Here is a 21,893-nt window from a genome sequence, read left to right on the forward strand (position 1 = left end):
CGCTACCTGCCGCCACGCCAGCGAGGAGGCCCGATGGGCATTCGCTACAGCAAGTGGATCTATCCGGACATGACCGAGCTGCATGCGCAGGTCGAGGCCTCGCTGGAGCAGTGGTTCGGCGAGCGCTTCGCCGACTACCCGCACATCAGCTTGCCGGGCCTTGACCCCTACGATTATGATGGCTGGTTCAATCGTCTGGCCCCGGAGCTGATGGCGCGCGGCAGTGACTACTGCGAGCGCGAGTGGCATGGCTATGTGCCGAGCCCCCAGCAGCTCAACCAGGCGTTCTTCCGGGCCGTCTCCCGGTCCAACAAGTGTGTGCTGGAGCCTGACTGCAAGCATGGTGATCCTGACCAATCATAGTCCCGACGCGCGTGAGCTCGAGATCATCGAGCGCCAGCTCGGGCGCAAGCCTCGCGGCATCCAGGCCGTGGCCGCCACCGATGGCGAGGGCACCCCGCTGGTGCTGCGCATGCATTCGCTGGTGGATGGCAAGCCCTTCCCGACCCTCTACTGGCTGTGCGACGAGCGCCTCAAGATCTCGCTGTCACGCATCGAGGCCGAAGGCGTGATCAAGGAGCTGGAAGAGAGCCTCAAGACCGACGAGGAACTGCTGGCGCGCTATCGTGCCAGTCATGAAGCCTATGTCGCCGAGCGCTGGAGCTTCATGAGCGAGGCCGAGCGCAGCGCCATCGAGTCCCAGGGCTTCGCTGAGCTGATGCGTGAGCGTGGCGTCGGCGGCATCCGCGACTGGAATCAGGTGCGCTGCCTGCACACCCAGTACGCCCAGCACCTCGCCTATGCCGAGGGCAATGCCATCGGGCACTGGGTCGATGCCAACTACGACGTGCTGTCCGAGCTGCCCTGAGCCCTGCCTGCGATCTAGCCGATACTCAGTCCCTCGAGCAGAGGCCGTCAGCCTGGAGGCACAAGACGAAGAAGCCCGCCAATTGGCGGGCTTCTTGCGTCGTGCAGGGGGCGTTTCGGCTTACAGCGAGTGCGCGAACACCAAGGCGATGCACAGCGGGCAGATCAGGCGCACGTACCACGGCCAGATCTTCCAGAACAGGCTGGACTCGATGTCCGGCGCCCCGCTCTGGATCTCCTTGAGCAGCGCATGGCGCGACATTGCCCAGCCGACCAGCAGACACATCACCAGCGCGACCAGTGGCTGGCTGTACTGGGTGGTCAACATGATCACCAGACCGAACAGCGCCCCGAAGTTGGCGGCGATGGTCAGACTGATGGCCATGATGGCGGCCCCGACGGCCAGGGTGGCGGCACGCCGTCCCAGCCAGCCACGCTCGACCACGAAGGATACCGGCACTTCCAGCATCGAGATGGAGGAGGTGATGCCCGCCACGCTCATCAGCGCGAAGAACGCCACCATCAAGACGTCTCCCGCGCCACCCATCTGACCGAACAGCGCCGGCAACGTATCGAACAGCAGCGTGTCGGAGCTCTTGAGCAGGCCGTCGGCATCGAAGATCTCGACGCCCAGATGACGCGCGGCATACATGGCCGGAATCACCAGCAGGCCGGCCAGGAAGGCGATGCCGACGTCGATCAGCGTCACCAGCACGCCGAGACGCGGCAGGTTCTGCTCCGGCCCCAGATAGGAGCCGTAGATCAGCATCGCCCCCACGCCGAGCGACAGCGAGAAGAATGCCTGGCCCATCGCGCTCAGCATCAGGTCAGCATCGAAGATGCGATCCCACTGCGGGGTCAGATAGACACTCAGGCCTTCATCGGCGCCCGGCAGGGTCAGCACGTAGCCGATCAACCCCACCAGCAGGGCCAGCAGCAGCGGCATCAGACGTGTGGACCATTTCTCGATCCCGCCGCGCACGCCACCGACCACGATCGCCATGGTCAGGGCGAGGAAGACCGCCGTCAGCGAGACATTGCGCGTGAAGTCGAAGGTGGTCAGCCAGCTGGCGGCGGACGACATGCCCAGCGCCGCACTGACCGGCGCGGCGGTATAGCCCAGCAACCAGCCCGCGACGATGGCGTAGAAGGCCAGGATCAGGCTGGCGGTCAGCATGCCCGCCCAGCCCGCCAGCGCGCCGAAGCGCTTGGTGATGCCGCGCCCCAGACTCATGCTAGTGACGATATTGGCCTGACCATGCCGCCCGATGACCAGCTCGGCCATCAAGGCCGGCCACGCCAGCAGGAAGGCCAGCACCAGATACATCACCACGAAGGCCCCGCCTCCGTTGTTGGCGGTCTGGGACGGGAAGCCCCAGACGTTGCCAAGCCCTACTGCCGAACCAGCGGCGGCCATCAAGAAGCCCAGCCGACTGGCGAAGCGTCCGCGCACCTGCGCCATCTGTCTCTCCTGCCTTGTTGTCCCGCGCCCGCCGTCAGGACGTCGCGTCATGTTGGAGTGCACCCCGATGAAAAGGCTCATGGGCGTCAGCGCCCGCCAGCCGTCGCCTGCGGGGGCGGCAAGGGTAGCAGAGCAGGCCCGTGAATGCAGGTACCACGCCGAGCATGCTCTCTCACTCTGCAAGGCAAGGTTGCGCCAAGGCGTCATGGCCCCGCCGCACAACTCGGGTAGGATGGAGACCACGACATTCTGGCGTGGCACTCGACCTTGCGTGCCACAACACACCTTCAGGAGAGCAACATGCATCGCATCTGTGTCTATCTGGGTTCCCGCGAGGGGGCCTCCCCGCATCACCGCCAGCAGGCCGAGGCACTGGGGACCGCGATCGCCGAACGTGGCTGGGGACTGGTCTATGGAGGAGCACGAGCCGGACTGATGGGCGCATTGGCAGATGCCGCGCTGGCCGCAGGCGGTGAGGTGGTCGGCGTGATCCCGCAGGCGCTGGTGCGCAACGAGAAGGCACACACCGGGCTGACTCGGCTGATCGAAGTGGCGGACATGCATGAGCGCAAGGCCCAGATGGCCGCGCTGGCGGATGGTTTCGTGACCCTGCCGGGCGGGATCGGCACGCTGGAGGAGCTGTTCGAGACCTGGACCTGGCAATACCTGCGCTTTCACGCCAAGCCGATCGCCGTCCTCGACAGTGACGGCTTCTACGCGCCGCTGCTGGAATTTCTGGATCGCACCGTCGAGGCGGGCTTCCTCGACGCGGATACTCGCGCCCGCCTGATCAGCGAACGCGAGATCACTCCCCTGCTGGACCGCCTGGCCCCCTCGTCAGGCGAGCAGGCCTGACGGCAAGCTGCATGGGTCAGGCCTCCGTGACGGGGTGTCGTGCACCGGCCTGATCGCGACAGGCCGGCTCCCCGAGATAGCGGCTGCGCTTGCTGGCGGTGATGCGTCGGATATCGACCATCACCAGCCCATCGATGCAGTAGCCGAAATCGGCATCGACGCTGAAGTCGAGGAAGCGAGTGCCGCCGGGCTCGGTGACCTCGGCGTACTGCTTGTAGAGGGTCGGCACCGTCACGCCCATCGCGTCCAGCTGGGCGCGCAGGCGACGGAAATCACCCTCGGCATCCTGACCATCGAACAGACGCTCTGCCTCATGGGCGGCACTGCCCGGCGCACTCTGCGCGACCGGTGCCCGTGCACGGGCCAGCCCCTCCTCATCCCCGTAGTAGTGGCGGTAATAGCTGACGATCAACGCCCGAGCAGCCTCCGGGTAGCTGTTGGAGAGCGTAACCGGGCCGAACAGCCAGCGAATCTCGGGGTGACGGCGCAGATAGGCACCCAGCCCCTGCCACAGGTAATCGAGACTGCGGCGCCCCCAATAGCGTGGCTGCACGAAGCTGCGCCCCAGCTCCAGGCCCTCCTGCATATGCGCGAACATCTCCGGCGTGAAGCGGAACAGGGTCGGACTGTAGAGCCCCTTCTCGCCATGCGCCGCCATGATCTTGCCCACCTCACCGATGCGATAGGCCCCGGCGATCTCGAGATCGGCGTCATCCCACAGCACCAGATGACGGTAATGCGCGTCGTAACGGTCGATGTCACGACGCTCTCCCGTCCCTTCGCCGACACGGCGGAAGCTCAATTCGCGCAGCCGACCGATCTCGCGCATCACGCTGGAACCGGGAAAGGCATCGAACAGGTAGATCTTCTTGCCGTCGCGGGTCTCACCCAGCAGCTCACACGACGTCAGTTCCTCACGCAGCGCCTGGCGCTCCTCCGGATGCCCGATGGCCTTCTCGGTCACGAACAGCCCGCGCTTGCCGCGTCCGATGCGATAGAGATGCTTGCGCAGCAGGCGTGTCTTGGCATTGGTGCTCAGGGCATCACTGTCGAGACGCGCCAGCGGAATCAGTTCCCCGATGCGCAGCTTGAGCTGACGTTCGCGCTGGCGAAACATCTCATGGGCCAGCAGCGGCGTGCCGAGGCCACGGTTGATCGATGACAGGGTATAGAAGAGCGTCGAGTTGCGACCACTGACGTGAATCGGCAGTACCGGCGCGTTGGTCTTGCGCGCGAAATGCAGGAAACCCGACAGCCACTTGCCGTCACGCGGCCCGGTCGGTCCTGCACGCGAGACCTCTCCGGCCGGGAAGATGATCACGGCCTCTTCATTCATCAGTGCCTCGCAGATCTGGGTGCTGCTTCTGCGATACCCACGGCGACTGAGGTTGTCCAGCGGCAGCAGCAAGGGCGCCAGCGGCTCGACCTTCATCAGGATGTCGTTGGCGACGATCTTCACGTCACGCCGCACCTCCCCGACCAGCTTGAGCAACGCGAGCCCATCCAGCGAGCCCAGCGGGTGGTTGGCGACGATCACCACTCGCCCGTAGGCAGGGATGTTCTCGCGCTCCCGCGAGGAGACGGAGTAGGCGAAGGAGAAGTGATCGAGCACACGGTCGATGAAGTCAAAACCGCGCAGACCGGCATGCTCGGCGAGGAAGGCATTGATCTCGCTCTCGTGAACCAGACGCCGCAGCAGCGCCAGCGCCGGGCGACGAATCAGAGGGTGGCGCCTGGCAAAGGCGGGATACTTGGCGGCGATGACACGGGCGGTATCGATCATGCTCACTCCTTTGCGCAACGCGGTGCGTCACTCGCAGTCTGAAACAGAGGCTTGATATCACGTCAGAATCGCGCCACTTCATGACAGGTGCGTCACAGTCCCCGTACAGTGAGATGACAGACATCCGTCTGAGGACGGAGCGATCACAGCAAGGCAGCCACGATTGCCAAGCCAAGGAGATAGCGAATGTATGCGATAGCCGTCGAGAACGAGGCGCTGGTCTGGCAGGAAACCGAGGCCCCTTCAGGTATCGCCTCGGACGAGGTGCGTATCCAGGTGGCCTGGGCCGGCGTCAATCGCGCGGATCTGATGCAGCGCGCCGGGCAGTATCCGCCCCCGGCCGGGGAAAGCGAGATTCTCGGTCTCGAGGTCAGCGGCACCATCCTCGAGGTGGGCAGACACGTGGAACGCTTCCAGGTGGGGGACCCGGTCTGCGCCCTGCTGGCAGGCGGAGGCTATGCCGAAGAGGTGGTGGTCAATGCCCTGCAGGTACTGCCGGTGCCGGAGGGCTACGGCCTGCGTGAGGCGGCCGCCCTGCCGGAGATGTTCGCCACCGCCTGGCTGAACCTGTTCATCGAGGGCAACCTCAAGCACAAGGAACGCGTCCTGCTGCACGCCGGGGCCAGCGGTATCGGCACCACTGCCATCCAGCTGTGCGGCCTGTTCGGCCATCCCTGCTTCGTGACCGTCGGCAGTCAGGAGAAGCTGGACACCTGCCTGCGGCTGGGGGCCGATGCCGGCTGGAATCGCCACGATGGCAGTTTCGTCGATGCCGTGAACGAATGGGGCGGCGCTGACATGATTCTCGACCCGGTCGGCGGCGGCTACCTGTCAGGCAATCAGCAGGTCCTGAATCAGGATGGCCGCATGGTATTGATCGGCCTGATGGGCGGACGCATGGACGAGCTGGATCTGGGGCGCATGCTGATGAAGCGCCAGCGGTTGATCGGCTCGACCCTGCGTTCCCGCTCGCCCAAGGGCAAGGGCATGGTGCTGGATGCACTCTATGTCCACGTCTGGCCACGCCTGGCGCGAGGCGAGATACGTCCGCATATCGACAAGAGCTGGCCGATCCAGGACGCCGAGGCTGCACATGCCTATGTGCAGGACAACGCCAGCACCGGCAAGGTGCTGCTGGCGGTAAGCGGGGCCTGAGTCCGTCGTCGACTGGCAGAACGCAAGAAGGCAGCCCGATGGGCTGCCTTCTGCAGGGGCTTTCATGCCAGTCATCTTTCGCCGGGCTGAACGCTCAGTCGTTGCGCTCGATGGCCTGGGCCTTCTGCCAGGTCAGTTGCAGCAGACGGGCATCATCTCCAGCGCGATGGCGCTGGATGCCGCCTTCGGCGATCACGGCTTCCTTGAGCTCGGCCCAGCGATTCAGCTGCTCCTCATCCAGCAGCCGGCGCAGCGCTTCCAGCCGGAAGTGCGGCAGCATGCCGGCATGATGGAACAGCAACGACAACCAGGTATTGTCGTAGCCCCAGCTGTCGCTGTACGCGATGCGTGTCTCGCTCAGCTCATCATTGATCCACTGCGCCACTTCCCGCACCGGGCGGCCTTCACGTGCCAATCGGGCGCGTGAAATGCCATGCAACAGCTCAGCCTTGGGGTCCCAGTGCACCCACTCTTCCAGCGGCTGGATGAGGAAGGCACAGCTGCTGCCATCGGTACGCGCCAGACCGATCTCGATCGGGTAGCTGCCGCGGCCAAAGCCGGAGGCTTCAATATCGAGCAGAATAGGCAGCGTCACACGCGTCTCCCACGGTATCTCAGGCAGCCAAGGACCAGGCAAGAAGGGGTTGAATGTCTTCAGGTTACGGGAATTGCCCCCCGTTTGGCGAGTCCTGCTCATCCGGTTGGCATCAGAAGAGACGGAGACGACAGCGCCCTCACGAGGAGGGCGCTGTCAGAGGAGGCGATCGACGACGGCAGCAGCCGTCGGATTGGCTCAGTGGAGGGCGGCTTCGTCACCGCTGCGTGCATGCGCTTCCCAGTGCTCCGCCTTGTGCGGGCAGACCGCCAGCCCCAGCGAGCCTTCACGATAGGCACGTGCCAGGCGCTGCGCGGCAAGCGCATGATGACGCTCTGCCGCACGTGCATACCAGGTCACGGCCTTGGCCGGGTCACTCTGGTATTGCGCGCAGCCATGCTCGTAGATGCACCCTGCCTGGTACTGGGCATGGATGTCACCCGCCTGTGCCGCCTTGACGACGAAACGGGCACCCTTGGCCTTTTCCTGCGCCGAACTGCCGCGCTGGAACAGCATGTGGCCGTACAATGACAGCGCACCGGTATGACCGGCCTTGGCGCAGTGATTGAACAGACGCATGGTCAGACGATGCTTCTGCTGAGAGCCGGAAAGCCAGGAGGCGTGGAACAGACGCTCCGCCAGGCGGTATTTCAGTCCGGTCATCAGGGTTGAGGCCTGCGGCATGACGAGTAACCTTGAAACAGATAAGAGGGATGACGCCGTATCTGGCCCTTTCCTGAGCCTGCGACGCTGTTCTCCTTGCCAACGCTGTCAGTTTGCCCATGCGGGCGGCCTCGCGAGGCTGCTCCCCTGACAACGGGGCGCCAAGCATACTCGCGCAATCAGGGGGACTCAAGCCCGCCTTGTGGGTTTTTGTTACGCTGCTAATATGTGCGCCGTCCCACGAGTGAAACCGCCGCCGTACCTGCCCTGACACACGCAGGCGACGCACGCTCGCCTTACCCGCTTTTGCCAACCACCCGACAGGGGAATCCTGCATGCAACGTAGAGCTCTAGGCCGCACCGGCATTGACGTGAGTCTGCTGTGCCTTGGCACCATGACCTTTGGTGAGCAGAACAGCGAAGCCGATGCCCACCAGCAGCTGGATCGTGCGCTCGATGCCGGCATCGACTTCATCGATACCGCCGAGATGTACCCTGTCCCGCCCAATGGCGAGACCCAGGGCCGCACCGAGCAGTACATCGGCAGCTGGCTGGCCGCACGCGGCAACCGTGACCAGGTCAAGATCGCCACCAAGGTCACCGGCCCGGGCATGGACTACCTCCGCGGTGGTTCACGCCTGACCCGCGAGCAGATCATCGCCGCCTGTGACGACAACCTGCGCCGTCTGGGCACCGATTACATCGACCTCTATCAGCTGCATTGGCCGGATCGCAAGACCAACTTCTTCGGCAAGCTGGGTTACCAGCCGGTGGAAGACGAGGACATGACGCCGCTGGAAGAAAGCCTCTCCGCCCTTGGCGAACTGGTCACCGCGGGCAAGATTCGCGCCGTGGGTCTGTCCAACGAGACGCCCTGGGGCGTGATGCAGTGCCTGAATCTGGCCGAGCGCCTGAATCTGCCGCGCGTCGCCAGCGTCCAGAATCCCTACAATCTGGTCAACCGCAGCTTTGAGGTCGGGCTGGCCGAGTTCGCGCACCGCGAAGATGTGGGCCTGCTCGCCTATTCGCCGCTGGCCTTCGGCACCCTGTCCGGCAAGTATCTGGATGGCGCCCGTCCGGAAGGCGCGCGTCTGACCCTGTTCGAGCGCTTCCAGCGCTACAACGCGGAGCCGGCCCAGCACGTCATCGCCTGCTACGTGGATATCGCACGCCGTCATGGCCTGAACCCGGCGCAGATGGCACTCGCCTTCGTCAACACGCGTCCGTTCCTGACCAGCAACATCATCGGTGCCACCACCATGCTGCAGCTGGAGAGCAACATCAAAAGCCTCGAGGTGGAACTGAGCGACGAGGTGCTGGCCGAGATCGAGATGATCCACAACACCGCGCCGAACCCCTGCCCCTGATCTGTCCCTGACGCGCAACCCGACAGGCCGGTCGTGATGACCGGCCTGTTCGTCTCCAAGGAAACCCCATGAATCCCGCTGAACTGAGCATGATTCTCATGGCCGTGGCCGCCGGTGCCATGATGCCGATCCAGGCCGGCGTCAATTCCACGCTGGCCCTGCAGACCCACAGTTCGCTCATGGCCGCCATGGTCAGCTTCGTGATCGGCTCGATCGCCCTGATCGGTATCGTGCTGGCCATGCGATTGCCCATGCCGGGTATTGGTGCCCTGAAAGCGGCTCCCTGGTGGAGCTGGACCGGCGGTCTGCTGGGGGCCTTCTTCGTGGCAGCCAGCGTGATCCTGGTACCCAAGCTGGGCGCGGCCACCATGATGGCCACCTTCCTGGCGGGCCAGCTGACGGCTTCGGTCGTTCTGGATCACTTCGGTTGGGCAACCTTCCCGCAGCATGATCTCTCGCTGGGGCGCGTGGCGGGCGTGCTGTTGCTGTTCGCTGGCGTCTTCCTGATCCGACGCTATTGATGCCTTTGGCGTCACGCATCGCAATCTATGGCCCCGATAGTCCCGACGGACTCGGGGCCATGTTGTCTGCCTGATATACTGAGACCTTTCCCCTGTCAGGAGGTCTTCATGCTGAGTGTGATTTCGCCCGCCAAGTCGCTGGATTTCGACAGCGCCCCCGTGACCTCCCGTCATACCCAACCCGACTTTCTTGATCAGGCTCAACCACTGATCGATATCCTGCGCGAGCAATCACCGCAGGACATCGCAAGCCTCATGAAGCTTTCCGACAAGCTGGCCGGCCTCAATGCCGCTCGCTTTCAGGAATGGCAGCCCCCCTTCACGCCAGACAACGCCAAGCAGGCGGTACTGGCCTTTCAGGGAGATGTCTATCAGGGCATGGCGGCAGAAACGTTCAGCGAGGAAGAATTCGAGCGCGCGCAACACAGGCTGCGCATTCTCTCCGGCCTCTACGGGCTACTGCGCCCGCTGGATCTCATCCAGCCGTATCGTCTGGAGATGGGCACCCGCCTGAGCAACCCGGCCGGCAAGGACCTCTACGCCTACTGGCGCAAGACGCTGACGCCGGCACTGGAGCAGGCCGTCGAAGACAGTGGCACGCCGATACTGGTCAATCTGGCCTCCAACGAGTACTTCAAGGCCATCGACGCCAAGGCATTCCGCCACCGTATCGTGACGCCGGTCTTCAAGGACGAGAAGAACGGTCAGTCCAAGATCATCAGCTTCTACGCCAAGCGTGCACGCGGCCTGATGAGCGCCTGGATGCTCAAGCACGATATCGAGACGGCCGAGGACCTCAAGGACTTCGATGTGGCCGGCTACCGCTTCTCCAATGCCGCCTCAGAGGGCGATACGCTGGTCTTCACGCGCAGTGAAGCCGACGCGGCACGCGCCTGACGCGCGCCTTGCAGGTCGCCCTTGCAGGTCGCCCTGCGACTCACCCACCCAGCCCGGGGAACGCCAGGTGCTCTCCTGCCCGGGGTTTGAGATAACGGCGATGAATATCGCCGAAAAGGACGTGATCCGCGCTTCCAAGCCATTCGTAAGCCACCATCTCGGCGCTGACGACACTGGCCCCCGCCGCCTCGCAGCGGGTCACTCCCAATGCTGCCTCACGCGGGCGGCGACTGGCGACACCATCAGCTACCAACGCCACTCGATACCCCGCACCGCATAGTGACAGCACGGTCTGCATCACGCAGACATGCGCCTCGGCACCACATACCACCAGCTGATCATATCCGCTCTGCTCCAGCGCCTTTCGAAAATCCTGTGCCTCCAGCGCGCTGAAGCTGCGCTTGGTGAAGCAGCGGGTTCGCTCGCTCAGCAAGTGTGTCATGGGAGCACTTTCGCCCAGCTTGTCCGGACAGTGCTCCGTCAGCCACACGGGAATTTCCAGCGCCTGGGCGATGCCGCCCAGCCAGATGGCACTGTTGATGGCTTCGGTTCCGCCACTCAGTACCGGCATCAGGCGGGCCTGAAAGTCGATCAGCAACAACAATGACCGCCTCGCCATCAGGTGTTGAGACTTTTCGTCGTCCATTGGTCCTCCCACGTCGATTCTAGGGCTAGAATGGGGCTTCCACTTACACGCTAGCGCATCCAAGGAGATCCCACATGCGCCATCTGTTCATCATGCTGATGGTCGGCTTGCTCGGCTTCGGTCTGAGCGTCGAACACGCGGAGGCCAAGCGCCTCGGCGGCGGCAAGAGTTTCGGTAGCTACTCACGATCCGCTGACAGCGGAAAATCCTCCAGCTCACTGTTTGGCAGCAACAAGGCCACCAACAGCAGCACTGCAGCGAAGTCCAAGCCCTCCAGCGGTCTGTCCAAGTTTGCCGGCCCGCTGGCAGGTCTGCTGGCAGGTGGTCTGCTGGCATCGCTGTTCTTCGGCGGCGCCTTCGATGGTCTGCGCATGACAGACTTCCTGATCATCGCGGTGATCGCCTTCATCGCCTTCAAGTTCCTGAGCGCGCGCAAGAAGGCCGCCATGGCGAGCGGCGGGCCGGCAGGCAGCGGTAGCGCCTCCCCCCGTCACGATGATCAGCCACGTAACGTGCAGGCACGTGAAGCGCACCAGGAGCAGGGCGAGTCGCTGGCGCCTGCTGGCGGTATCGGTGCAGGGCTGGGCGGCGGAGCTCCCGTCAGTGAGCCTGCCTGGTTCGACAAGGAACAGTTCCTCGGTGGTGCCAAGGAGCACTTCATGACCCTGCAACGCGCCTGGGACAACAATGACCTGCCGCGCATCCAGGAATACGTGACGCCGGAGCTCTACAACATGCTGCGCGAAGAACGCGCTCAGCAGCCAGCCAACAACCGTACCGAAGTCGTGCGTCTGTTCGCTGAACTGGGCAGCGTGCAGGAAATCGGCAAGCAGGCGGAAGCGACAGTGCTGTTCCACGGCGTGCTCGACGAGAATGGCGAGCAGAACGAGTTCAACGAGACCTGGCACCTGGTCCGTGAGCTGCGCGATGGTGCAGACTGGTACATTCAGGGTATCGAGCAGAACAGCTAAACAGCTCCTCCCTCCCTGATGCGGTCTTCACACTGAGGACTCCATCAGATACCAGAGCGGCCGGATGATCACTCATCCGGCCGCTTTTTCTTGCCTGCAAGGCAAGGAGCCAGACGGCAGACATAAAAAAACCGGCCACTGGGGAAGTGGCCGGCGGACTGGCTGCTCGACTGCAAGGCAGGAGTGCCATATCTCAAAAAGTCTGCTGATGGGATAGCACAGACAAGTTTCTAAGCAAGGGAACGTCGAAACTCACCTACTCAGAGTCTGGCATGACGCTTTAGTTCACCCTGATGAAGAAAAAGTCGAGCAACTCCGAGGTGCGAAACCCGCGACGCTTGGCGCTCGATAAAGAGAAGCCGTCATGGCACTTCCTCCGCTCTCGGAAACAACGGACTCATGCGAGCCTCACGGCGCTCACGTGCATCACCCCGACAGTCGACACGATGTGAATACCCCAAGGAATCGTACAGCGAGGTTTCCACACCCTCTTGCTCTCTTGCTCTCTTGCCCCCTGCGACTCCCTGGAACTCTGCTCCCCGTCTACGGCTTCTCCTGGCAAGCACGACGCAGTCCTTCCTTTGTCTCTCTTCTCTTTCGCACCACTTTTTCCTACGCACAAAGAGAACCGCCCCTGCAGCTGGGCTGCAGGGGCGGTTCAGTATAAGTGCCTGACGAGGATCGGGGCGGCCATCCGCTACTCTTACAGGGAGAAACGCTACCCTAGGGACGCGTGACCTTTTCTCATCGCGTGTTCCCAGCACGCCCGGCTCAGCACTCTTTACTCAACGCAGCTTTTGTCTCGCACATGACTCTTGCCGAGCATCACTTTTTCCGTGCACAAAGAGAACCGCCCCTGCAGCAAGGCTACAGGGGCGGTTCGGTATAAGTGCCTGACGATGACCTACTCTCACATGGAGAAACTCCACACTACCATCGGCGCTAAGCGGTTTCACTTCCGAGTTCGGCATGGGATCGGGTGGTTCACGCTCGCTATGGTCGTCAGGCGAAACGGTGGCATCTTGCGATGCCTGAGTCCCGAGGCTTGTGGCCTCGCGACTCGCAATATGAATCATGCTGACCGATATGTCGTCGATCCTGTCGCAATCCCGGCGGTTTGCCTGCGCAAACCCCTTGGGTGTTATATGGTCAAGCCTCACGGGCAATTAGTACTGGTTAGCTCAACACATTGCTGTGCTTCCACACCCAGCCTATCAACCTTGTAGTCTTCAAGGGCCCTTCAGGAGGCGCAAGGCCTCAGGGAAGTCTCATCTTGAAGGGGGCTTCCCGCTTAGATGCTTTCAGCGGTTATCCCGTCCGAACGTAGCTACCGGGCAATGCCATTGGCATGACAACCCGAACACCAGAGGTTCGTCCACTCCGGTCCTCTCGTACTAGGAGCAGCTCTTCTCAAACTTCCGACGCCCACGGCAGATAGGGACCGAACTGTCTCACGACGTTCTAAACCCAGCTCGCGTACCACTTTAAATGGCGAACAGCCATACCCTTGGGACCGACTTCAGCCCCAGGATGTGATGAGCCGACATCGAGGTGCCAAACACCGCCGTCGATGTGAACTCTTGGGCGGTATCAGCCTGTTATCCCCGGAGTACCTTTTATCCGTTGAGCGATGGCCCTTCCATACAGAACCACCGGATCACTAGAACCTACTTTCGTACCTGCTCGACGTGTCTGTCTCGCAGTCAAGCACCCTTATGCTCTTGCACTCAATGCACGATTTCCAACCGTGCTGAGGGTACCTTCGTGCTCCTCCGTTACTCTTTAGGAGGAGACCGCCCCAGTCAAACTACCCACCATACACTGTCCTCGATCCGGATAACGGACCTGAGTTAGAACGCCAATGATGTCAGGCTGGTATTTCAAGGTTGGCTCCACCGCATCTGGCGACGTGGTTTCAAAGCCTCCCAGCTATCCTACACAGACAACATCAGCATCCAGTGTAAAGCTATAGTAAAGGTTCACGGGGTCTTTCCGTCTAGCCGCGGGTACACAGCATCTTCACTGCGATTTCAATTTCACTGAGTCTCGGGTGGAGACAGCGTGGCCATCATTACGCCATTCGTGCAGGTCGGAACTTACCCGACAAGGAATTTCGCTACCTTAGGACCGTTATAGTTACGGCCGCCGTTTACCGGGGCTTCGATCAAGAGCTTCGGACGAATCCTAACCCCATCAATTAACCTTCCGGCACCGGGCAGGCGTCACACCCTATACGTCCGCTTGCGCGTTTGCAGAGTGCTGTGTTTTTAATAAACAGTTGCAGCCACCTGGTATCTTCGACCGGTAAGAGCTTACGGAGCAAGTCCTTCACTCGAACCGGTGCACCTTCTCCCGAAGTTACGGTGCCATTTTGCCTAGTTCCTTCACCCGAGTTCTCTCAAGCGCCTTGGTATTCTCTACCTGACCACCTGTGTCGGTTTGGGGTACGGTCGCATGTGATCTGAAGCTTAGAGGCTTTTCCTGGAAGCGTGGCATCGATGACTTCCTGACCGTAGTCAGTTCGTCTCGCATCTCGACCTCAGAGGAACCGGATTTGCCTGATTCCTCGGCCTACATGCTTTCACCAGGACAACCAACGCCTGGCTCACCTAGCCTTCTTCGTCCCCCCATCGCAACCACATCCGGTACGGGAATATTAACCCGTTTCCCATCGACTACGCGTTTCCGCCTCGCCTTAGGGGCCGACTCACTCTGCTCCGATTAACGTAGAACAGAAAACCTTGGTCTTCCGGCGGGGGAGTTTTTCACTCCCCTTATCGTTACTCATGTCAGCATTCGCACTCGTGATACCTCCAGCAGACTTCTCAATCCACCTTCATTGGCTTACACGACGCTCCTCTACCGCTCATCCATAAGGATGAACCCGTAGCTTCGGTACCTGATTTAGCCCCGTTATATCTTCCGCGCAGGCCGACTCGACTAGTGAGCTATTACGCTTTCTTTAAAGGATGGCTGCTTCTAAGCCAACCTCCTAGCTGTCTGAGCCTTCCCACATCGTTTCCCACTTAATCAGGATTTTGGGACCTTAGCTGACGGTCTGGGTTGTTTCCCTTTTCACAACGGACGTTAGCACCCGCTGTGTGTCTCCCACGCTGCACTCACTGGTATTCGGAGTTTGCCTCGGGTTGGTAAGTCGGGATGACCCCCTAGCCGAAACAGTGCTCTACCCCCAGCGGTGATACGTGAGGCGCTACCTAAATAGCTTTCGAGGAGAACCAGCTATCTCCGGGCTTGATTAGCCTTTCACTCCGATCCACAGCTCATCCCAGCATTTTTCAACATACTTGGGTTCGGGCCTCCAATTGATGTTACTCAATCTTCACCCTGGCCATGGATAGATCGCCCGGTTTCGGGTCTATACCCTGCGACTGGTCGCCCAGTTAAGACTCGCTTTCGCTACGCCTCCCCTATACGGTTAAGCTCGCCACAGAATATAAGTCGCTGACCCATTATACAAAAGGTACGCGGTCACACCATGAAGGTGCTCCCACTGCTTGTACGCATACGGTTTCAGGATCTATTTCACTCCCCTCGCCGGGGTTCTTTTCGCCTTTCCCTCACGGTACTGGTTCACTATCGGTCAGCCAGGAGTATTTAGCCTTGGAGGATGGTCCCCCCATGTTCAGTCAAGGTTTCTCGTGCCCCGACCTACTCGATTTCACGATACTCAGACTTCGACTACGGGACTATCACCCTGTATCGTCAAGCTTCCCAGCTTGTTCGTCTGTCAGTTGTATCGCTTAAGGGCTGGTCCCCGTTCGCTCGCCGCTACTTGGGGAATCTCGGTTGATTTCTTTTCCTCCGGGTACTTAGATGTTTCAGTTCCCCGGGTTTGCCTCTATAGGTTATGTATTGGCCTATAGATACTCACCTGATGGTGAGTGGGTTTCCCCATTCGGAAATCGTTGGGTCGCAGGGTATTTGCCACCTCGCCAACGCTTATCGCAGGCTATCACGTCCTTCATCGCCTCTGGCTGCCAAGGCATCCACCGTATGCGCTTAATCGCTTGACCATATAACCCCAAGGGGTCTGTCAAGGATTACGAATCTGTCGGACCTCTCCGACATATCGTTTGATGGAGATGTGCTTGGCGCACATTCCATCGTCAGCATGATTCACATTGTTAAAGAGCGGCTGTTCAGAGAACAGTGAGAAGTCACACAACCTTCTCGAGGAAGGCAATATGCTTGTCACTGTGAACTGTCAGCGTTATCAGGCAGTAGAAGCTTGAACCGGAACTTGATGGTGGAGCCAAGCGGGATCGAACCGCTGACCTCCTGCGTGCAAGGCAGGCGCTCTCCCAGCTGAGCTATGGCCCCAAAAGTCGGCAAACCGTGTCGACAAAAGCACGAAGCTTTTGGTGGGTCTGGGCAGATTTGAACTGCCGACCTCACCCTTATCAGGGGTGCGCTCTAACCAACTGAGCTACAGACCCGACACTACTACTCGATAAACTAACTTGATCAGGTAATTCGTTGTGAGCACTTGCCGCGAGCAGTAGACAGTGTCGATAAGGAGGTGATCCAGCCCCAGGTTCCCCTAGGGCTACCTTGTTACGACTTCACCCCAGTCATGAACCACACCGTGGTGATCGCCCTCCCGAAGGTTAGGCTAACCACTTCTGGTGCAGTCCACTCCCATGGTGTGACGGGCGGTGTGTACAAGGCCCGGGAACGTATTCACCGTGGCATTCTGATCCACGATTACTAGCGATTCCGACTTCATGGAGTCGAGTTGCAGACTCCAATCCGGACTGAGGCAAGCTTTATGGGATTGGCTCCACGTCGCCGTATTGCAACCCTTTGTACTTGCCATTGTAGCACGTGTGTAGCCCTACCCGTAAGGGCCATGATGACTTGACGTCGTCCCCACCTTCCTCCGGTTTGTCACCGGCAGTCTCCTTAGAGTTCCCGACATTACTCGCTGGCAAATAAGGATAGGGGTTGCGCTCGTTACGGGACTTAACCCAACATTTCACAACACGAGCTGACGACAGCCATGCAGCACCTGTCTCAGAGTTCCCGAAGGCACCAATCCATCTCTGGAAAGTCCTCTGGATGTCAAGGGTAGGTAAGGTTCTTCGCGTTGCATCGAATTAAACCACATGCTCCACCGCTTGTGCGGGCCCCCGTCAATTCATTTGAGTTTTAACCTTGCGGCCGTACTCCCCAGGCGGTCAACTTATTGCGTTAGCTGCGCCACTAAGTCCTCAAGGGACCCAACGGCTAGTTGACATCGTTTACGGCGTGGACTACCAGGGTATCTAATCCTGTTTGCTACCCACGCTTTCGCACCTCAGTGTCAGTGTCAGTCCAGAAGGCCGCCTTCGCCACTGGTATTCCTCCCGATCTCTACGCATTTCACCGCTACACCGGGAATTCTACCTTCCTCTCCTGCACTCTAGCCAAGCAGTTCCAGATGCCGTTCCCAGGTTGAGCCCGGGGCTTTCACACCTGGCTGACTTAGCCACCTACGCGCGCTTTACGCCCAGTAATTCCGATTAACGCTTGCACCCTCCGTATTACCGCGGCTGCTGGCACGGAGTTAGCCGGTGCTTCTTCTGCGAGTGATGTCTTTCCTCGGGAGTATTAATCCCGAAGCGTTCTTCCTCGCTGAAAGTGCTTTACAACCCGAAGGCCTTCTTCACACACGCGGCATGGCTGGATCAGGCTTTCGCCCATTGTCCAATATTCCCCACTGCTGCCTCCCGTAGGAGTCTGGGCCGTGTCTCAGTCCCAGTGTGGCTGATCATCCTCTCAGACCAGCTACGGATCGTCGCCTTGGTGAGCCGTTACCTCACCAACAAGCTAATCCGACATGGGCTCATCCGATAGCGCAAGGTCCGAAGATCCCCTGCTTTCTCCCGTAGGACGTATGCGGTATTAGCCTGAGTTTCCCCAGGTTGTCCCCCACTATCGGGCAGATTCCCATGCATTACTCACCCGTCCGCCGCTCGACGCCTTCTAGCAAGCTAGAATCGTTTCCGCTCGACTTGCATGTGTTAAGCCTGCCGCCAGCGTTCAATCTGAGCCATGATCAAACTCTTCAGTTGAAAGCTTGATAGTCTGTTAAGCAGACCAAACTTGGTTCAGAGTCAAACTTCTCGTGAGAGGCTTGCTCCGATATTTGGTGACCTTGTCACCACTCATCGGCAAGCGCTCACACGAATTACCTGATCAAATTTTTAAAGAGCGTCGCTGTTAAGCGAGGAGGCATATTCTATCCGGAACGCTTGAGAAGTCAAGCACTTGATGATGAGTCAGTCGACTGCCTCTAAGCATCATCCAGCGGTGAGGAGCGTTGCTCGATCACCTGTTCCGTAAGGAGTGCGGCGTATTCTAGCGAATCGCCCGGGATTGTCAATCGATGATTTGGAAGCGTACTTCAAAAACATCAAACAAAACAACCACCTGCAAACCTCTTTCACCGCTGGTAACGCCATGCGTCCCCGGCAGCGGATGCGTACTTTACGCATTCACCTCTGAAAGTGCAAGCGCTTTCTTCAAAAAGCATCCAGCCATGCAGTGTTCGGTGCTTTCGGCCGTCACGATTCAGGACGACATCATGGTAAAGAAGCGGGCCTGATCGATCGCTCTGATGATTCCCGAGAGTCACACCTGGAAAGAAAGGGGTGTGGATAACCTGACATGAGCCGCTCAATGAAAGTTTTCCACACCCCATTACCGACCTGGAACGAGACAATATCTTTACCCATGCGGTGTGAGCACCACCAGGACCGTGCGCCCTCCCCACTCGAAGCGTATGAAGACTTGTACATTTACCTGGCACGTCGAAGATCACCAAGATTCTGGTATCACATTCCAGTGCGCCATTTTTCTGTGCACCACCTCTCCAAGCACCACATTTTCCTACGCACAAAGAGAACCGCCCCTGCAGCAAGGCTGCAGGGGCGGTTCGGTATAAGTGCCTGACGATGACCTACTCTCACATGGAGAAACTCCACACTACCATCGGCGCTAAGCGGTTTCACTTCCGAGTTCGGCATGGGATCGGGTGGTTCACGCTCGCTATGGTCGTCAGGCGAAACGGTGGCACCTTGCGGTGCCTGAGTCTCGAGGCTTGTGGCCTCGCGACTCGCAATATGAATCATGCTGACCGATATGTCGTCGATCCTGTCGCAATCCCGGCGGTTTGCCTGCGCAAACCCCTTGGGTGTTATATGGTCAAGCCTCACGGGCAATTAGTACTGGTTAGCTCAACACATTGCTGTGCTTCCACACCCAGCCTATCAACCTTGTAGTCTTCAAGGGCCCTTCAGGAGGCGCAAGGCCTCAGGGAAGTCTCATCTTGAAGGGGGCTTCCCGCTTAGATGCTTTCAGCGGTTATCCCGTCCGAACGTAGCTACCGGGCAATGCCATTGGCATGACAACCCGAACACCAGAGGTTCGTCCACTCCGGTCCTCTCGTACTAGGAGCAGCTCTTCTCAAACTTCCGACGCCCACGGCAGATAGGGACCGAACTGTCTCACGACGTTCTAAACCCAGCTCGCGTACCACTTTAAATGGCGAACAGCCATACCCTTGGGACCGACTTCAGCCCCAGGATGTGATGAGCCGACATCGAGGTGCCAAACACCGCCGTCGATGTGAACTCTTGGGCGGTATCAGCCTGTTATCCCCGGAGTACCTTTTATCCGTTGAGCGATGGCCCTTCCATACAGAACCACCGGATCACTAGAACCTACTTTCGTACCTGCTCGACGTGTCTGTCTCGCAGTCAAGCACCCTTATGCTCTTGCACTCAATGCACGATTTCCAACCGTGCTGAGGGTACCTTCGTGCTCCTCCGTTACTCTTTAGGAGGAGACCGCCCCAGTCAAACTACCCACCATACACTGTCCTCGATCCGGATAACGGACCTGAGTTAGAACGCCAATGATGTCAGGCTGGTATTTCAAGGTTGGCTCCACCGCATCTGGCGACGTGGTTTCAAAGCCTCCCAGCTATCCTACACAGACAACATCAGCATCCAGTGTAAAGCTATAGTAAAGGTTCACGGGGTCTTTCCGTCTAGCCGCGGGTACACAGCATCTTCACTGCGATTTCAATTTCACTGAGTCTCGGGTGGAGACAGCGTGGCCATCATTACGCCATTCGTGCAGGTCGGAACTTACCCGACAAGGAATTTCGCTACCTTAGGACCGTTATAGTTACGGCCGCCGTTTACCGGGGCTTCGATCAAGAGCTTCGGACGAATCCTAACCCCATCAATTAACCTTCCGGCACCGGGCAGGCGTCACACCCTATACGTCCGCTTGCGCGTTTGCAGAGTGCTGTGTTTTTAATAAACAGTTGCAGCCACCTGGTATCTTCGACCGGTAAGAGCTTACGGAGCAAGTCCTTCACTCGAACCGGTGCACCTTCTCCCGAAGTTACGGTGCCATTTTGCCTAGTTCCTTCACCCGAGTTCTCTCAAGCGCCTTGGTATTCTCTACCTGACCACCTGTGTCGGTTTGGGGTACGGTCGCATGTGATCTGAAGCTTAGAGGCTTTTCCTGGAAGCGTGGCATCGATGACTTCCTGACCGTAGTCAGTTCGTCTCGCATCTCGACCTCAGAGGAACCGGATTTGCCTGATTCCTCGGCCTACATGCTTTCACCAGGACAACCAACGCCTGGCTCACCTAGCCTTCTTCGTCCCCCCATCGCAACCACATCCGGTACGGGAATATTAACCCGTTTCCCATCGACTACGCGTTTCCGCCTCGCCTTAGGGGCCGACTCACTCTGCTCCGATTAACGTAGAACAGAAAACCTTGGTCTTCCGGCGGGGGAGTTTTTCACTCCCCTTATCGTTACTCATGTCAGCATTCGCACTCGTGATACCTCCAGCAGACTTCTCAATCCACCTTCATTGGCTTACACGACGCTCCTCTACCGCTCATCCATAAGGATGAACCCGTAGCTTCGGTACCTGATTTAGCCCCGTTATATCTTCCGCGCAGGCCGACTCGACTAGTGAGCTATTACGCTTTCTTTAAAGGATGGCTGCTTCTAAGCCAACCTCCTAGCTGTCTGAGCCTTCCCACATCGTTTCCCACTTAATCAGGATTTTGGGACCTTAGCTGACGGTCTGGGTTGTTTCCCTTTTCACAACGGACGTTAGCACCCGCTGTGTGTCTCCCACGCTGCACTCACTGGTATTCGGAGTTTGCCTCGGGTTGGTAAGTCGGGATGACCCCCTAGCCGAAACAGTGCTCTACCCCCAGCGGTGATACGTGAGGCGCTACCTAAATAGCTTTCGAGGAGAACCAGCTATCTCCGGGCTTGATTAGCCTTTCACTCCGATCCACAGCTCATCCCAGCATTTTTCAACATACTTGGGTTCGGGCCTCCAATTGATGTTACTCAATCTTCACCCTGGCCATGGATAGATCGCCCGGTTTCGGGTCTATACCCTGCGACTGGTCGCCCAGTTAAGACTCGCTTTCGCTACGCCTCCCCTATACGGTTAAGCTCGCCACAGAATATAAGTCGCTGACCCATTATACAAAAGGTACGCGGTCACACCACGAAGGTGCTCCCACTGCTTGTACGCATACGGTTTCAGGATCTATTTCACTCCCCTCGCCGGGGTTCTTTTCGCCTTTCCCTCACGGTACTGGTTCACTATCGGTCAGCCAGGAGTATTTAGCCTTGGAGGATGGTCCCCCCATGTTCAGTCAAGGTTTCTCGTGCCCCGACCTACTCGATTTCACGATACTCAGACTTCGACTACGGGACTATCACCCTGTATCGTCAAGCTTCCCAGCTTATTCGTCTGTCAGTTGTATCGCTTAAGGGCTGGTCCCCGTTCGCTCGCCGCTACTTGGGGAATCTCGGTTGATTTCTTTTCCTCCGGGTACTTAGATGTTTCAGTTCCCCGGGTTTGCCTCTATAGGTTATGTATTGGCCTATAGATACTCACCTGATGGTGAGTGGGTTTCCCCATTCGGAAATCGTTGGGTCGCAGGGTATTTGCCACCTCGCCAACGCTTATCGCAGGCTATCACGTCCTTCATCGCCTCTGGCTGCCAAGGCATCCACCGTATGCGCTTAATCGCTTGACCATATAACCCCAAGGGGTCTG

13 protein-coding genes, 2 tRNA genes and 5 rRNA genes are annotated in these 21,893 nt (G+C 59.3%); 8 read left to right on the forward strand and 12 right to left on the reverse strand.

What is annotated here, in order from left to right:
- Window positions 1-33 precede the first annotated feature (33 nt).
- The gene (locus BOH68_RS16260) at window positions 34-363 is read left to right on the forward strand and encodes a hypothetical protein (RefSeq protein WP_077373554.1); all 330 of its coding nucleotides are present in this window, start codon (window positions 34-36) and stop codon (window positions 361-363) included.
- Complete coding sequence (locus BOH68_RS16265; protein WP_077373551.1) at window positions 341-868, forward strand: DUF501 domain-containing protein; 528 nt, start codon at window positions 341-343, stop codon at window positions 866-868. The genes BOH68_RS16260 and BOH68_RS16265 overlap by 23 nt, the downstream gene beginning before the upstream one ends.
- Window positions 869-988: 120 nt before the next feature.
- Here the strand turns inward: BOH68_RS16265 and BOH68_RS16270 are convergent, their stop codons facing one another.
- Entirely contained in the window at window positions 989-2,329 is a 1,341-nt protein-coding gene (locus BOH68_RS16270) for a sodium-dependent transporter (RefSeq protein WP_077373548.1), read from the reverse strand.
- A gap of 300 nt (window positions 2,330-2,629) precedes the next feature.
- On the opposite strand from BOH68_RS16270, the gene BOH68_RS16275 reads away from it, so the two are divergent.
- Window positions 2,630-3,184: an LOG family protein gene (locus BOH68_RS16275; RefSeq protein WP_077373546.1), complete on the forward strand. Its 555-nt coding sequence runs from the start codon at window positions 2,630-2,632 to the stop codon at window positions 3,182-3,184.
- Window positions 3,185-3,200: 16 nt separating this feature from the next.
- Here BOH68_RS16275 and BOH68_RS16280 read toward each other — a convergent pair whose 3' ends face one another.
- Window positions 3,201-4,967, reverse strand: coding sequence for a GNAT family N-acyltransferase (locus tag BOH68_RS16280; RefSeq protein ID WP_077373543.1), 1,767 nt, complete (start codon window positions 4,965-4,967; stop codon window positions 3,201-3,203).
- 186 nt (window positions 4,968-5,153) lie between these two features.
- On the opposite strand from BOH68_RS16280, the gene BOH68_RS16285 reads away from it, so the two are divergent.
- Window positions 5,154-6,122, forward strand: coding sequence for an NAD(P)H-quinone oxidoreductase (locus BOH68_RS16285; RefSeq protein ID WP_077373540.1), 969 nt, complete (start codon window positions 5,154-5,156; stop codon window positions 6,120-6,122).
- Between the two features lie 94 nt (window positions 6,123-6,216).
- On the opposite strand, the gene BOH68_RS16290 is transcribed toward BOH68_RS16285, so the two are convergent.
- Together BOH68_RS16290 and BOH68_RS16295 are read right to left on the reverse strand one after the other, a co-directional pair.
- The gene (locus BOH68_RS16290; RefSeq protein ID WP_077373537.1) at window positions 6,217-6,717 is read right to left on the reverse strand and encodes a 3'-5' exonuclease; all 501 of its coding nucleotides are present in this window, start codon (window positions 6,715-6,717) and stop codon (window positions 6,217-6,219) included.
- Window positions 6,718-6,915: 198 nt separating this feature from the next.
- Entirely contained in the window at window positions 6,916-7,401 is a 486-nt protein-coding gene (locus BOH68_RS16295) for a tetratricopeptide repeat protein (protein ID WP_077373534.1), read from the reverse strand.
- A gap of 314 nt (window positions 7,402-7,715) precedes the next feature.
- Here BOH68_RS16295 and BOH68_RS16300 point away from each other — a divergent pair, with 314 nt between their 5' ends.
- The 3 genes from BOH68_RS16300 to yaaA all read left to right on the forward strand — a co-directional run bounded on the left by BOH68_RS16300 (window position 7,716) and on the right by yaaA (window position 10,165).
- Window positions 7,716-8,747: an NADP(H)-dependent aldo-keto reductase gene (locus BOH68_RS16300; protein ID WP_077373531.1), complete on the forward strand. Its 1,032-nt coding sequence runs from the start codon at window positions 7,716-7,718 to the stop codon at window positions 8,745-8,747.
- A 68-nt stretch (window positions 8,748-8,815) separates the two neighbouring features.
- Entirely contained in the window at window positions 8,816-9,268 is a 453-nt protein-coding gene (locus BOH68_RS16305) for a DMT family transporter (RefSeq protein WP_077373528.1), read from the forward strand.
- Between the two features lie 108 nt (window positions 9,269-9,376).
- The gene (gene yaaA, locus BOH68_RS16310) at window positions 9,377-10,165 is read left to right on the forward strand and encodes a peroxide stress protein YaaA (RefSeq protein ID WP_077373525.1); all 789 of its coding nucleotides are present in this window, start codon (window positions 9,377-9,379) and stop codon (window positions 10,163-10,165) included.
- A 40-nt stretch (window positions 10,166-10,205) separates the two neighbouring features.
- Here yaaA and BOH68_RS16315 read toward each other — a convergent pair whose 3' ends face one another.
- Complete coding sequence (locus BOH68_RS16315) at window positions 10,206-10,811, reverse strand: isochorismatase family protein (RefSeq protein ID WP_255304548.1); 606 nt, start codon at window positions 10,809-10,811, stop codon at window positions 10,206-10,208.
- A 74-nt stretch (window positions 10,812-10,885) separates the two neighbouring features.
- Between BOH68_RS16315 and BOH68_RS16320 the strand changes: the two genes are divergently transcribed.
- Window positions 10,886-11,782: a Tim44 domain-containing protein gene (locus BOH68_RS16320; RefSeq protein WP_077373522.1), complete on the forward strand. Its 897-nt coding sequence runs from the start codon at window positions 10,886-10,888 to the stop codon at window positions 11,780-11,782.
- Between the two features lie 891 nt (window positions 11,783-12,673).
- Here the strand turns inward: BOH68_RS16320 and rrf (BOH68_RS16325) are convergent.
- The 7 genes from rrf (BOH68_RS16325) to BOH68_RS16355 form a co-directional block, all read right to left on the reverse strand.
- A 5S ribosomal RNA gene (gene rrf, locus BOH68_RS16325) occupies window positions 12,674-12,789 on the reverse strand.
- A gap of 138 nt (window positions 12,790-12,927) precedes the next feature.
- Window positions 12,928-15,816: ribosomal RNA gene (locus BOH68_RS16330) — 23S ribosomal RNA — on the reverse strand.
- A 231-nt stretch (window positions 15,817-16,047) separates the two neighbouring features.
- Window positions 16,048-16,123, reverse strand: a tRNA-Ala gene (locus BOH68_RS16335).
- A gap of 39 nt (window positions 16,124-16,162) precedes the next feature.
- A tRNA-Ile gene (locus BOH68_RS16340) sits at window positions 16,163-16,239 on the reverse strand.
- Between the two features lie 76 nt (window positions 16,240-16,315).
- Window positions 16,316-17,856 (reverse strand): 16S ribosomal RNA (locus BOH68_RS16345).
- Window positions 17,857-18,730: 874 nt separating this feature from the next.
- Window positions 18,731-18,846, reverse strand: a 5S ribosomal RNA gene (rrf, locus tag BOH68_RS16350).
- 138 nt (window positions 18,847-18,984) lie between these two features.
- Window positions 18,985-21,873: ribosomal RNA gene (locus tag BOH68_RS16355) — 23S ribosomal RNA — on the reverse strand.
- The 16S, 23S and 5S rRNA genes sit together here with 2 tRNA genes alongside, the layout of an rRNA operon.
- Window positions 21,874-21,893 lie beyond the last annotated feature (20 nt).

The organism is Cobetia sp. MM1IDA2H-1 (assembly GCF_002916775.2).
Lineage (GTDB): Bacteria > Pseudomonadota > Gammaproteobacteria > Pseudomonadales > Halomonadaceae > Cobetia > Cobetia marina.